The sequence below is a fragment of the Candidatus Nitrosocosmicus agrestis genome, assembly GCF_008389435.1.
In the GTDB taxonomy this organism is placed as follows: Archaea; Thermoproteota; Nitrososphaeria; order Nitrososphaerales; family Nitrososphaeraceae; genus Nitrosocosmicus; species Nitrosocosmicus agrestis.
The window spans coordinates 14,631-28,530 of record NZ_VUYS01000009.1 but is presented as its reverse complement, the minus strand read 5'-3'; the positions used below and the strand labels follow the sequence as shown (position 1 = coordinate 28,530).

Genomic DNA, 13,900 nt, shown 5'->3' with positions numbered 1-13,900 from the left:
TGAAATATCCAATAATATTATAGTAATGTACTGATATAGTTTGGAAAACAGTGAATCACAACCATCAGGAATAGAGCAAATTTCTCAAGGTGACAACAGTCAAAGAAGATTTTCTAATAGAAGAAATGAAAATGGCGGCGGAAATGGTAATGGCGGCGGAAGCTACAACAGATTTTTTAAACCATCCCCTGTAAATGCAGGCGAGGAGCATGAAATTGACATCGAATCTATGAGTAAGAGAGGAGATGCGGGAGTTGGTAGGATCCAAGGACTAGTAATATTCGTTCCGAATACAAAAGTCGGGGACAAAGTCAAAGTTAAAATTACTCGTGTAGGAAGAGGTTATGCGACAGCAGATCTGGTAGAATCAAAGTCAGAAGAATAAAAGACCTCAAAGTTTTTTTCAATATTTTATTATTATTTAAACACAAATGAGTTATAATTCAACTCATGTAATGCAGTTACCAAGAAAAGTAACTATTGGATGCGGAATTCTACAGAATTGTGGTCTCCTTATAAAAGGAAATTATCCATTTTTAAAATCATTAGCAATTATAACTGGTCCAAATATTAGAGATTCAGTATCAAAATCAATAGAGGAAAGTATGCTGGAACATGGATTTGATCTGGAGTGGATTATAGCCAAGGAAGCAACTTTTCAATTTGGTGATGAAGTAACGACTCAACTTAACAAACAAAAGTCCGCACTGATTATTGGACTTGGAGGCGGGAGATGTATCGATCTGGGTAAATTGGTCGCGAGTAGATTGAAGGTACCGTTCATAAGCATTCCAACATCTGCCTCCCATGATGGCATCTCAAGTCCATTTGTATCTCTAAAAGGAAATGAAAGACCTTATTCCATAATGACTGAAACCCCAACTGAAATAATAGGAGACCTAGAAATTATTGCCAATGCACCCCGCAGGCTACTGGCAAGTGGGTGTGGGGACTTGATAGCAAAAACAACAGCGGTTAAAGATTGGGAACTTGCTAGAGACTTTAATAATGAGTATTATGGGGAGTATGCGGCTAAACTGGCATATTTAGGATCGAGAATGATAATTGACATATCTAATTCAATTTCCACAATTCAAACTGCTACTCAGTTAACACGTACTATTGTAGAGGGATTAATCAGTTCCGGGGTGGCAGCAGGAATAGCAGGGAGCAGTAGACCATGCTCGGGTTCAGAGCATTTATTTAGCCATGCTCTGGAGTACATCGCAAAGGGTCATTGCGGCCTCCATGGAGAAAGAGTAGGCATTGGCACAATAATCATGTCAAAACTACATGGTCTTGATTGGCAGGAAATTAGAGAATCCTTAAGGAAGATTGGAGCACCAGTTACTGGCAAGGCCATCAATGTAGACAAAGATCAAATGATTGATGCTTTGTTGTTAGCACGTACACTACGTCCTGAAAGATATACAATTCTAAGCAAGAACAAATACGATAAAAAAGATTTTGAAAAGGTAATAGTAGAAACAGGAATACTAGACTAGTTAAGAAAAGAGTTGTACCCTGTTGAGTAGAAAGTTAGGACTTGTTTTTGGTAGCATCAGTCCCATCAAGTTTATTAGCATCATCTGTTGATTCACTTTGTTGTTCACTGTTTGAGTCTTCTTTCTTAGATTCTATATTTGTGTCCGGGCTTTCCTCGAAATCGGCCTGCTTAGTTGCATCATTTTTAGTAGAGGTATTATCATACTTTTCCAAAAATATGACACTTTTGATATTTGGTACAAATTTGAATATATCTGCAGATATACCCCTTTTGATAATTTGAATACCTTCTATCAAAAAAGTATTTTCAGGAAGTGAAATTTGAATCTCCGACTCATTGTTTTCGAATTTTATTTCTGACAATTCTATTGGCAAACGACGATGGATAAGATTTGTGATCTTTTCGTCATCACTTTCCAATTTTTTCAATATGTTAGCATTATAAACAAGAGTTCTACCTGCATATTTGTGATTAAAATCAACCTGAACACGCCCAGACCCTATAAATCTTATAATTCCAATCCTATCATCTATTTCAATCACATCGCCGATCCCGACTTCATTTGCTTTTTCGCCCAATTTGCGCAAAGGTATCATTCGCACTTTGGAAGGATCTCGCTCCCCAAATGCTTTTTCGGGCGGAATCTCAATATCCAAAGGTGTACCAATGCTAGACTCGAGTAGGGCTTCATCAAGCCCCTTTAGTACCCAGCCCTCACCTACACCTAAAAGTCTAGGTTCATATTTTTTATTTGGATCAAAATTAGAATCATTTTTTATATCATCAACTCTCGTAGTCTCAAAAATTTCATTAGTATCTTTAATCTTAGCAGTATAATCTAGTAGAATTAGGGAACCTTTTTCTAATGTCATAAAAATCGCTATAAATTTACCTTATATTAAGTTTGACAAAGAACAAAATTAGAGATTAAATTTTTGTCAAAGCTTTGTTTATGGCCCCTGAAGGAACATCTATATTCATCATTTTAAAGGCCGATTCAATAGCAGACAGTGTTCTTACGACATGATATTTGTTAACCTCACCCATCGAACCTATTCTAAAAACCTTACCCTTAAGGTTTCCAAAGCCACCTGCTATCAATACTTTAAATTCATTTGACAATAAATCTCGGAACCTTTTATCATCAATATTTGGCAAATAATTTACCGCGATCACAACATTACTTCGTGCATCAGGTTTCGCAAATGGAGTCAAACCCATAGCTCCTAGTCCCTCGTAAAAAGCAGATGCGCATTTTTTGTGTCTTTCGATGCGTTGTGCTAGTCCCTCTTCAAAAATAAGATTTAAGGCTTCATCGTATGCATAACATAATGGTAAAGCAGGGGTAAATGGAGTCTCATAATGTTCCTCAAAGTATTTGAAGTACCTCTTTAAGTTAAAATACAAGGTTGGAGGAGGATTATCCTGAATATACTTTTTTGCTTTTTTGCTCACAGAAATAGGCGAAACTCCTGGTGGTGCTGCAATGGCCTTTTGTGATGCCGTTACACATAAATCTATATTCCATTTGTCCACAGGGAGATCGTCACCGCCCAATATAGACACAGAGTCTGCGATAAAAAATATATCTTTCTTAGAACATAATTCACCAAGTTTATCCATATAACGGATAGTTGTACCAGTGGAGGTTTCATTGTAAACTGCATATAATGCTTTGATATCTTTATGCTGATCAAGTACCTCTTCGAATTTTTCGTAAGGAGGATTTTCACCGAATGGTGATTCGATACGTATTGATTGTCCACCCCAACTGTCAATCAAATCGGCTAAGCGAGTACTAAATTCCCCGTTGACAGGAATTACAACCTTGTCCCCTTTTTTAACTAAATTTATGACAGAGGTTTCTACCGCACCAGTACCAGACGAAGATAGCAAAACTATATCACTTTCAGTTTGAAATAGTTTCTTAGTTTTCTCAACAATTGATTTATATAAAATCCTAAAATCTTCACTTCTATGATTAATTATGGGTGCTAACATAGCGTTCATTACCCTATTCGGAACATTGGTAGGACCAGGCAACATTACTAAATATTCCATCGCAACTTTCAAATTTACAGCATGCTTACCCGTTATTTATAAGTAATTCACAAGGTATAGCATACTAGGTATAAAAGAGTTGGAAAATTGGCAAGATAGAAAGCAAAACCTGTTTGAGATATGCAAGAAATTATTTGAAGATTTTACCCATAATAATAACTTGATTTTCATAATCGACAATCCAGAAGACCTATATTATTATTCTAGATATTGGGGGGAAGGAATTTTAATAATTACTCAAGATAAAGCTAGTAAACTCATAGTTCCAAAATTAGAATATTTCAGAGCCACAGAAACATCAATTGATTGTGATATTATCCAATCGGAGAGAGGGAAGAGTTTGACTGAATCAGTTGTAAATCTCCTTGGAACTGAAGTTTTGGTATTCTATGGTGGAACCGATTTTTGGATTATTGATGAAATATCAAGGAAAATAGGAAAAAGTAAATTAAAACTTAACCCAGAGGCATTGAGACAGGTTAGACAAATTAAAGAACCTGTGGAAATAGAAAGAATTCAAAAGGCCTCAAATATAATCGACAGATTATACAAAGTCGCCAGAAATGAAATTAAAGTAAATATTTCAGAAGAAGAAATTCAATCAACGCTGGTATATGAGGCCATGCGTTTGGGTGCACGATTCCCTACTTACCAATTTACGTCGAATCCATTAATTGTTGCTAGTGGTCCCAATGGATCCTTTCCGCATGCTGAAACTTCATCTAGAAAAATCCAAGACGGCGATTTGATTGTTTTAGATATTACTTTAAGTTATAATCATTATATATCTGATGCGACACGCACATTTGGAATAGGCAATGTTTCTCCAGAGAAGAAAGAAGTTTACGACATAGTTTATCAAGCTCAGCTACAAGGTATCGGAAAAATCGCCACATCAACCGATTTTTCCGAGATAGATGCGGCATGCAGGAATTTAATAAAGGAAGCAGGGTATGGGGAAAAATTCATACATTCAACTGGTCATGGGATTGGTTTGGAAGTTCATGAATTACCTTGGATTAGACCAAATTTTAAATCAAAGATAAGCGAGAATATGACTATTACTATTGAACCCGGCATTTATATTTCAAACAAATTTGGAGTCAGAATAGAGGATAGTTTGCTAATAAAGTCTGTGTCTGACTCAAAAAAAGGATTTGAGTTTTTGAACTTTCATTCATATGATAAAGAACTTATCATCCTATAAATCAAAAGAAAATTGAATATTCATATTTGATTGTGTTTCATTCATTATTGGGGATGAAGTGTATCGCTGCTCCAGTCTGAGAGCAATCAATGATGACCCTGCGACGAACTGACCCAATTTGTATAAAACATTAATTTAAATATTTTTCTATAAAAAGAGCCAGCAGTTGTTAGAAAATTTGAAAATCTGAAAATATAAAGGCAATCAATAAATGAGTTGATGTAAGATGAATTAAAAACTGGTGAATCGAATCAATTTATAAAGAAATTTAATTAAGAGTATCTAATACTACAATCATTATGAGTAACTCAGAGTGACTCAGAGTTTTCCGTAATACAGCACAACCTTTCACATAACGAATAGTTAAATTATAATTCTTCAAGGTCTTTAAAGAGACAATGGAATTAGCGTACGATTATCCATTATATAGACCACCTTCAGAAGCGCGCTCACTAATATTTCAAGTCACGCTAGGATGTTCTTTTAACAAATGTTCATTTTGTAATATGTATAGAACTAAAGATTATTCTGAAAGACCTATGGAAGAAATCCACGAGGAGATAGAACTAATGGCAAAATATTACCCGCAAACAAAAAGAGTATTCCTGGCTGATGGTGATGCCTTGAATCTAAGAACTGACAAACTGGCGAAGATATTGCTCAATATAAAGCAGAGGTTTAAGAATATCGAAAGAATCTCAAGTTATTCTATGCCAAAGAATCTAATGCAAAAATCTATGGAGGAATTAAAAGTTCTAAAATCTGCGGGTTTGGATATGGTGTATTTAGGAATTGAAAGCGGTAATGACAGGATTCTGAAGAAAGTTACTAAAGGTGCGACTTCTAAAATGATAATTGATAGTTGTAAAAAGGCAAAGGAGGCCAATTTTATATTGTCTTGTATGGTTATATTAGGGCTTGGTGGTAAGAAATATACATTACAGCACGCAAAAGATACGGCTCGAGTTATAAATTCCATTGAGCCAAACTATGTGGGTGCATTAACTTTGTACATGGAACCGGAAATTGAAGAAGAATTCTTACAGAAATTTGAGGAACCCTTTGCAGCACTTGAGGACAGAGAAATTCTTGTAGAACTTGGCAATTTAGTAGATAATATTAACGTGAAAAATGATGTATTATTTAGGGCAAACCACGCTTCAAACGTATATGCAATAGGTGGTACACTACCTCGCGATAAAAATCAGATTCTATCTAAGATTGATTATTTAAAGACCCATCCCGAATTGTTAAAGCCAAAAGTCTTGAGAAGATTCTAAAAGAGCAAAAAAAATCAGATTGGAAATAAAAATATAGTTTTATAATTTCAGGTTATTTATTTCCTTTGAATAAATTCATCAACATGTCAAGTGGATTATTTGATGTGTCGTTAGATGCGTTTCCTCCTGCGGAGGTTGCGTTGTCTGCTGCTTGACCAGCTTCACTTGCAGTGTTATTTACAGCTTGACTTGCACTTTCATCGATGGTTGTTGCGTTGTCTGCTGCTTGACCAGCTTCACTTGCAGTGTTATTTACAGCTTGACTTGCACTTTCATCGATGGTTGTTGCGTTGTCTGCTGCTTGACCAGTTTCATTTGCGGCATTGCTTAAACTTTGACTAGCATTTCCTACTGCTTCACCGGCTTGATCGATTGCTCCACCCAAAGTATCGCCAATTTGTTCTCCAACAGTTTGAGCACTTACATTAGGAGTGAATGTAACTCCACTTATTCCACCGATCATTGATAAAATGCCTGCAAAAACGAATATCCCTGCTGCATATTTGCTGAAATACATTAAAAAGTAATAGTATAGGGTTATTTTTAAAATTTACATATAATAATTTTATAGAAAATTGCAATAATAATAAATTATATAAATCAGCAATTTAAATATATTATATAATTTTTATGTATATTCAAATAATAGTAAAATTCTAATAAATAATTATTTCTAAAAAAACTAGTGGGGTTTTATTTCTCCTGGTGCAAAAAACTGAACAATAATGCTCAAGATATATAAAGCGATCAAAAATATGCCGACCTTAATTCCAATGTAGTGTCTAAACAACGGAATCAAAGCTACTACGGTAATAGTGGTAGCGAGGATCATTTGAAACCATAATAATTCACTATTATGTATCGTAGTAAAAAATCCACCATGATACATTGCTGCGATAACTGCGACACCTAAGAGTAAAGAGTTGTTTAAAATTTTGGATCCAAGTACATTAGCAATTGCAATAGCAGCACCTGCTGCCCCTTTTCTTGCCAAAATCATCATAGAAATCTTTTCGGGCATTTCTCCTGCTATTGGACTTATAATTACTGCTAGCACTATCGTTGAAACACCGATATCCTCAGAAAATGTTTGCAGAGAATGAATGAATGGGCCCGCACCGATGACAATCCCAATTGTTCCTACGATAAATGCTAAGATGGCTTTCGCCATATCATTCCTGTTAGACAAAGTATATTCACTTGAAGAAACTGATTGATTATCCGCAACATGCATAACTGTTGGTCTACTAATTTTTTGCTCCCTTTTCATCTCAACATATGCGATTAATACATATCCAACAAACATCCCTATGAAAATAAAACCATCTATAAAATTATATCCATCAACCAGCAAAATCGCACTTATCAAAGCAGAAACCAATAGAAAAATTTTATCCACCTTAAACGTGCTCACATCAATCCGTGTCAGTGGTGCCTTTGATAACTTCGTTGTAGCTATTAGTAGCATTAATGCTAGCCCCAAAGTCATCATCAAAACATTACTACCCAAACCTGCTCCAATTGCAACTTCGTATAGACCAACTGATGCTGCGTACATAACTATTGCAATTTCGGGTAAAGTAGTTGCTACTGACAATAAAGTCCTTCCAACAAACTTTGCCCCAAATCTCATTGAAAGGTGCTCTGCTCCATAGGATAGCACCCAGCTGGCAAAAATCAACTCACCGAGCCAGCCCAACATTAGAAAAAAATTTTCAATATTCAAAAATCAAGTAGACTAATCAAGATACAGAATATAAATTTAATATTGTTCAATCCTGGAGTGAAATATGAAATAACTAAATAAAAGACCACATTTACCGCATTTAGTCATATGTATTTCGTAAGTAGTAATGAAAATAAATATAAAGAAATAGTGGATTTTATTCAAGCGCTTGATCGCCCCAATTTTACCATAAAGTTCAAGCAATTAGAACTTGAGGAAATTCAATCAGATTCCCTTGAGAAAGTCTCTGAACATAAGGCACTCAAAGCTTTCGAAAGGGTAAGATATTTAACCCTAATAGAAGATGACGGATTATTTATCGATGCATTGAATGGATTTCCCGGCGTATATTCATCATATATCTTTAAAACTATAGGCAATAGCGGAATTATCAAATTACTTTCTGATGAAAAGAACAGGAAAGCAGTGTTTCGTTCTGTTTTTGCATTTCATGATGGCAAAAATATCCAGATATTTGTTGGAGAAAAATGCGGGTCAATATCGCATTCCCCTGAAGGCGAAGGTTGGGGATATGACCCGATTTTTATTCCAGAGGGTTTTGAAAATACCTTTGCGCATCTGGGGTATGAATTTAAGAACAAGATATCACATAGAAGGATAGCTCTAGAAAAGTTATGTACCTGGTTTTTAGCAAATAAACAAAAATAAAAGGATGAGATCGTCACTAGGATCGATAATTTTCAATCCACCTATCAATGGATCTGTATTGATTCTGAAGTAAGACGATTCTTGAAGGTATGCTCTCATCTACATAACTATAGTTGCTCAACTTTGATTTGAGACCTTCTGCGAATTTCTTGACTTCTGCCATTTCGAGCATATTTGATTGCTCTAGCCTGTTAGTGGACATTCCTACATGCATGTAAGACTTTAATTCAATAAAATGAGGAGACCCTATTTTGACCAAGTTTGCAAAATCATCCAAATAATTTAGATCAGTATTAAAATCCCTAATTAGAGTAAATCGTAAAACAGTTCTTGTCCGTAACTGTGAAACAAGTTCCAAACTTTTGAGCCACCGCTCCCATGCGTCTTTATACTTTGGTCCATTTATCTTGTAAAACATATTCTTATTCGAAGCATTGGTTGAAAGATAAAGTTGAGTGGGCAAAGCATCCTCTTCAGATAGTCTTTGAAGCATTTCAGGCTCTTGGCCATTTGTTACCAAAAAAATAGATTTTGTTGCTTTTAAACTAAACAAGTACTTTATCAAGTCAGGTAATTTAGGGTACATGGTAGGTTCCCCTGAAAGTGATATCGCGTAATGCTCGGGAAAAAGAGATTCATCCAATTTTGATTTATTGATACCCTCACTACCGTAAAAGCCAACTATCAATTTCCTACGTTCCTCCAAGAGCGAATGAACTATTACGTCAGGACTATCAACAAGTTGTGCAGGCATATTAAGGGTATCATAAAACTCAGTCGGCCTCCAACAATACAGGCAACGGTTTTCACAATTAAGCGCAGTTGGAGTCATCTCCATGCATCTATGAGTAGAAATCCCATAGAATTTGTGTTTGTAACAAGTGCCCTCATCTGCAAAGGACTTTTTTGTCCAATGGCATAGTTCTACTGCTGAATGATTAAAAACACCGTATTTAGCTTTCTTTAGCTTTTGCTTTAATGCAGGTGTAATTTGGATCAAATTATCTCCTTGATTATTATGAGAATAATACTCCCCTGAACAACTCATGGAGTTTAAAACTCAATTTGAAGATATAAGTTTTGTAGAACAAGAATCATTACACACTAATTTGAATATGGTGCGATTTAAAATTTAAAACAATTATATACAAATTAACCCTACAAAGATTTCAAATTCGAGTGGCCTTCGTAGTATAGCCTGGTTAGTATAGGCGGCTGTGGAACTCCAAAAAATTTGAGGAGGATAGAAACCGCTTGAGGAGGGTTCAAATCCCTCCGAAGGCCCCATATCATAATTATTTAAAGATTCTAACACATAGAGACGATACTTGCTTTGTAAATATTATGAAAGCAATTTCCTAGCCAATAATAGTTAAATGGATAATAATTCATTATTTCTGTAGACAGCAAAAAATCATAAGAAGTTGTAATGAGAGCTGTAGGAGATATCGAAAGTAGTTTAGGAGCTATGATAATCATATTAGTTGAAAGATCAGGTTTGTACAAGGCTCTCAACAAAACAAGTCGTTATTGTCTGAAGAACTTGCCTAGAAGGCAGACATCTTCAAAAGATACATCACAGAATCTATATCCGGTCAGGCGGTCATAGATTGCCTATCCTAAGCTCCTGACAAAAAAAATTCTATTTATCTTGAATATAAGAATAGGTATTTGCTGAAGTAGAAAGTCCCATTGTTCTTCATAAAGGGTATCAAGTGAGATCTATGGTAAATTATGAGAATAAATTTGTTTATATGTTTAAATTTGGCAAGGATGGTTCGTAGGGTGTTCGCCACAATGATTTGTTTGAAGAAACAACGAGTTTTTGCAGCCCTATCATTCACCAATCTTTTAAAACCTGGACACTCCTCCTACATGATGTTAATAGTACTCTTCTTTTTGAAGGCAAGGTTGCAGACATGGGATTAGGGTTTGGGATCTTTTTGTTAGTCTGGCAAATTAATCTCGAGAAAGTTTTATGGTTTTGAAAATCATATGCAATCCATAGGGGGTGCAAGCCGAAAAGAAGTTAAAATTGGAAAAAAATCTTATTTTCGGCACTTTCCGATTACAAATCAATCGATATGGAATTTGGCGCTGTTAACTTAAGCATAAATCAGCTCCTTATTATGATAGTTGACAAAAAGATTCAACCAGTTCCGCACATGTTTTAGTTTACAGTTCTTCTGTCTATACGGAAAGTAGTCATCAAAACTTTCCGTTATGTCCTTGATATATTGCATTGTCCTTTCAATCATGCTTTTCTCTAAAGGAGAATGAACATGATGATCTAGTCCGAGAAACTGACAAGCCATTGGATACCAGGTTCCGCCATCTGTGGATACAGGGTGTTTTCCATAGTCTCTGACAGCTCCTGACAGAAACCTCTCAGCAATTAACATGTTTCTTTCTTGAGTTATATTTTGTGCGAGAATCTGCCTGTTTTCTGGCTCAATTGCAATCCAAAGCCATATTAATTCTGGACCTACCTTAAGTAATGTTTCATCAACAATGAATTCCTCAACTGTTCTTCTTTTCTTTGAGGATGTTTTTCTAGGATGACATTTTTGAATCCATTTCCAAATTGAAACATGGCTTCTCTTAACATTATGTAAGAATAACAATGCTTTGGCAACACATCTAGTCGACAAACCAAGAAAGTACAAATATAATGCACGTTCGATATCAAACAAAGATGTTCTTTATTTCTTTTTATAACCATAATTGAAATAGGGACAACATCTTCAAACTATAGCTTTTTCGTTAAGTTAACAGAGCCTGGAATTTTATTTAAAAATATTTATTGATTGTCTAAACGATATGGTAAATCCCGAGGGAGCACTAGCAATTGAAAAGAATTTACATGATAAAGTTAGAACTTGTAATACAGTCAAACCAATGGCTAATGTTAAGCTTGAGGATACTCGGAATTTGATAGGCAAGATTTACTATGCAGTTTTTACCGATTTTTATATTCCCAATCGGTGACAGACAAGGGTGTCAATTTGTGTGTTCAAGTCGGAGAAAATAGAATATAACATTTGGTATTCAGAGCAGGGTTCAGTAAATTTGGAAGATCTATACAAACACCAACTAAAATCGTTTAGAGTCAAAAATTAAATATTTATATTCAAAATTCAAGTTAAGTTAGAATTAATGGGTTTTTTATTTTTCTAGTAATGTATTGAACTAAAATTCTGAAATCGACCCAACTTCACCATAATAACAGAGTAACACATGACATTTAATCAGTTAAAGAAGGATTTGAAATATTCATAGAACACTTTCGATGTGTCAGTCAACCTCGCAAAATCTTGCTCTTTTTTGCGAAAAAAATTATCTACTGAGATACCCTCAAGCTCGATTTCTTTTTTATATCTATTAGACCAATCCATAATCATTCGTTGATTAACTTCAATATGAAATTGGATTCCAATTGCAGATCGATACTTAAAAGCTTGTATATATAACTCGTTTCTAGATAAGATTTCTGCACCGACCGGGGGCAAAAAAGTATCTCCATGCCAATGAAACACCTGTAGAGAGTTAGTAAAATTATTCTTGAATATTCTTTCCGACCCAATTTTAGTCAGAGAGACATCTCCCCAACCAATTTCTTTTTTTACGCCCTTGTAGACTTTCCCTCCGCATGAAGCTGCAATTAGCTGCGATCCTAAACAAATACCCATTAAAGGAATGTGATTCTCTACTGCACGGGAGATCAATTGCTTCTCATAATGTAGATAATCATAGTCATCGTTTGCAGACATTGGTCCACCTAAAACAAAAATTGCATCATATCTATCAACTTGGACTGATAGTGTAACTAAATCACTGGCCATAATGTCAATTATACGGTAGCCATCCTCTGTTAATAATTTCTCATAGTTACCTAAGGTTTCTATATCAATATTTCTTAAACACAAAATTTGATTATTGCGGCCCAAGTTCATTAACTAATGTTCGCTACGTCTTAAAAGCATTATATAACCAGTTGCTTAAATCGTGATATTAATACATATGGACTTTAAGGAGATGCTTTTTTTAACCTATAGTTCGATAAAGGAAAGAAGAACCCGTAACACACTCACCATCTTAATGATAATTATGGGGTGTGGACTGCTTGTCTCTTTAAATAGTCTATCACAAGGTTTAGTACACTTTGTGGAACAGAATTTTAAAAATATACTTCCAAACCAAATTATTATCTCAAATACAGATAACATTCAAGAATCAAGCGTAGAAGGAATACGAAACAAACTCCAAGTACTTTTTGATCAAAATACAACTATGATAGGAAAGAGTATCCCGCTTAACAGCACTACAATTAATTATTTGGAAAATTTAAACGGAGTACAAGACATTTACCCCGCATATCAAGGTGTTGCGATGCTAAATTACAAGAACCATTCTCAAGTTACTAACATACTAGCTGTGGACTTCAAAAACATCAACAAAATAATTCCAAATGCGAAACTGGATCCCATACTAAGCAAGGATAATGATCATAATAGTGTGATAATTCCAGAAAAAATTGGTGAAAAAATTTCACTTACTCACTCGCAAGGGATTCGAAAAGACATTCAAAGTAACATTGAAGGAAGAGAACCCCCTCAACAGAAAAATATTGTCGTGACAATAAACAAAATCCGAGAAATAATTGAAACTTCAGACAAACCTTCTGAGAGTAATCAATACAATCTTTTTAGTTTACTAAATTCTACAGGTAATCCAATTATTGATAACTCAATTTTTATTGATGTAAATAATGGAAAGAAGATTCTTGATAAAGGAAATGATTATGATTTGTTATTTCTGACATATGACGACGTGAATAAAGTAGATGATCTAGTAAAGCAAATTCAAAAGCATTTCAATAATCAAATTACGATATTGAATTCTATGGAAATTGTCAAGAGTATAACAAAATTCATAATTGGGGTAACAACCTTTATTTCAAGCATCGCGGTAATATCCTTGATTGTTGGTGCGTTAGGGATAATAATAACGATTTACACTTCAGTAGTTGAAAGGACCAGAGAGATAGGCATACTAAAAGCACTTGGTGGTACCAACAGAATAATTCTCGGAATGTTTCTTACCGAATCTGTTTTTGTTGGGGTTTTCGGGGCCATATTTGGAATAGTATTTGGTTTTATTGGTTCCTATTTATTGCTAATAGGCTTTTTGTACTTCCTTGATTTACCTCTTGAGATTCTTCCGATTTTTAATGTTCTTGAAATTTCTAAAATAGCATTTACAGTAATAGTCTTGAGTATTTTTGCAGGTTTATATCCAGCTTATAAAGGGTCTAAAATTCCCCCAGTCGATGCGCTATCCAAGTTTACTTGAGATATTATGCAAAATATTATTTATCCGAATTGCTCGATAAAACCGTGAGTGGTGGAAAATATTATCTTTTCCGTGAAATTAATTTTGGGGTTTAAATT

At 34.8% G+C, this 13,900-nt stretch carries 15 protein-coding genes and 1 tRNA gene; 9 read left to right on the top strand and 7 right to left on the bottom strand.

Annotation, left to right across the window (positions count from 1 at the left end):
* The first annotated feature begins 40 nt into the window (after positions 1–40).
* Complete coding sequence (locus F1Z66_RS16040) at positions 41–385, top strand: TRAM domain-containing protein (protein ID WP_201448520.1); 345 nt, start codon at positions 41–43, stop codon at positions 383–385.
* Between the two features lie 46 nt (positions 386–431).
* Entirely contained in the window at positions 432–1,505 is a 1,074-nt protein-coding gene (locus tag F1Z66_RS07265) for a sn-glycerol-1-phosphate dehydrogenase (protein WP_149862946.1), read from the top strand.
* 34 nt (positions 1,506–1,539) lie between these two features.
* On the opposite strand, the gene F1Z66_RS07260 is transcribed toward F1Z66_RS07265, so the two are convergent.
* Complete coding sequence (locus tag F1Z66_RS07260; protein WP_149862945.1) at positions 1,540–2,379, bottom strand: peptidylprolyl isomerase; 840 nt, start codon at positions 2,377–2,379, stop codon at positions 1,540–1,542.
* 55 nt (positions 2,380–2,434) lie between these two features.
* Positions 2,435–3,553: a pyridoxal-phosphate-dependent aminotransferase family protein gene (locus F1Z66_RS07255; protein ID WP_201448518.1), complete on the bottom strand. Its 1,119-nt coding sequence runs from the start codon at positions 3,551–3,553 to the stop codon at positions 2,435–2,437.
* Between the two features lie 94 nt (positions 3,554–3,647).
* Here F1Z66_RS07255 and F1Z66_RS07250 point away from each other — a divergent pair, with 94 nt between their 5' ends.
* Both F1Z66_RS07250 and F1Z66_RS07245 read left to right on the top strand, forming a co-directional pair.
* Positions 3,648–4,775, top strand: a complete 1,128-nt coding sequence (locus F1Z66_RS07250; protein WP_149862943.1) for a M24 family metallopeptidase — start codon at positions 3,648–3,650, stop codon at positions 4,773–4,775.
* Between the two features lie 398 nt (positions 4,776–5,173).
* Positions 5,174–6,055 (top strand): radical SAM protein, encoded by an 882-nt coding sequence (locus F1Z66_RS07245; protein WP_149862942.1) that lies wholly within the window; start codon positions 5,174–5,176, stop codon positions 6,053–6,055.
* 52 nt (positions 6,056–6,107) lie between these two features.
* Here F1Z66_RS07245 and F1Z66_RS07240 read toward each other — a convergent pair whose 3' ends face one another.
* Both F1Z66_RS07240 and F1Z66_RS07235 read right to left on the bottom strand, forming a co-directional pair.
* On the bottom strand, positions 6,108–6,572 hold the full coding sequence (locus tag F1Z66_RS07240) for a hypothetical protein (protein ID WP_149862941.1): 465 nt from the start codon (positions 6,570–6,572) through the stop codon (positions 6,108–6,110).
* Between the two features lie 165 nt (positions 6,573–6,737).
* On the bottom strand, positions 6,738–7,781 hold the full coding sequence (locus F1Z66_RS07235) for a sodium:calcium antiporter (protein ID WP_149862940.1): 1,044 nt from the start codon (positions 7,779–7,781) through the stop codon (positions 6,738–6,740).
* A gap of 108 nt (positions 7,782–7,889) precedes the next feature.
* Between F1Z66_RS07235 and rdgB the strand changes: the two genes are divergently transcribed.
* On the top strand, positions 7,890–8,450 hold the full coding sequence (rdgB, locus tag F1Z66_RS07230; protein WP_149862939.1) for an RdgB/HAM1 family non-canonical purine NTP pyrophosphatase: 561 nt from the start codon (positions 7,890–7,892) through the stop codon (positions 8,448–8,450).
* Between the two features lie 16 nt (positions 8,451–8,466).
* Here rdgB and twy1 read toward each other — a convergent pair whose 3' ends face one another.
* Entirely contained in the window at positions 8,467–9,498 is a 1,032-nt protein-coding gene (gene twy1, locus F1Z66_RS07225; RefSeq protein WP_149862938.1) for a 4-demethylwyosine synthase TYW1, read from the bottom strand.
* A 134-nt stretch (positions 9,499–9,632) separates the two neighbouring features.
* On the opposite strand from twy1, the gene F1Z66_RS07220 reads away from it, so the two are divergent.
* Positions 9,633–9,737 (top strand) — tRNA-His (locus tag F1Z66_RS07220).
* 142 nt (positions 9,738–9,879) lie between these two features.
* Positions 9,880–10,059, top strand: coding sequence for a hypothetical protein (locus F1Z66_RS07215; protein WP_149862937.1), 180 nt, complete (start codon positions 9,880–9,882; stop codon positions 10,057–10,059).
* Positions 10,060–10,555: 496 nt separating this feature from the next.
* On the opposite strand, the gene F1Z66_RS07210 is transcribed toward F1Z66_RS07215, so the two are convergent.
* Positions 10,556–11,143, bottom strand: a complete 588-nt coding sequence (locus F1Z66_RS07210) for a DDE-type integrase/transposase/recombinase (protein WP_149862936.1) — start codon at positions 11,141–11,143, stop codon at positions 10,556–10,558.
* A 127-nt stretch (positions 11,144–11,270) separates the two neighbouring features.
* Here F1Z66_RS07210 and F1Z66_RS15370 point away from each other — a divergent pair, with 127 nt between their 5' ends.
* On the top strand, positions 11,271–11,438 hold the full coding sequence (locus F1Z66_RS15370) for a hypothetical protein (protein ID WP_154670507.1): 168 nt from the start codon (positions 11,271–11,273) through the stop codon (positions 11,436–11,438).
* 260 nt (positions 11,439–11,698) lie between these two features.
* Here the strand turns inward: F1Z66_RS15370 and F1Z66_RS07205 are convergent, their stop codons facing one another.
* Complete coding sequence (locus F1Z66_RS07205; protein ID WP_159357345.1) at positions 11,699–12,397, bottom strand: type 1 glutamine amidotransferase; 699 nt, start codon at positions 12,395–12,397, stop codon at positions 11,699–11,701.
* 58 nt (positions 12,398–12,455) lie between these two features.
* Between F1Z66_RS07205 and F1Z66_RS07200 the strand changes: the two genes are divergently transcribed.
* The gene (locus F1Z66_RS07200) at positions 12,456–13,802 is read left to right on the top strand and encodes an ABC transporter permease (protein WP_149862934.1); all 1,347 of its coding nucleotides are present in this window, start codon (positions 12,456–12,458) and stop codon (positions 13,800–13,802) included.
* Positions 13,803–13,900: the final 98 nt, after the last annotated feature.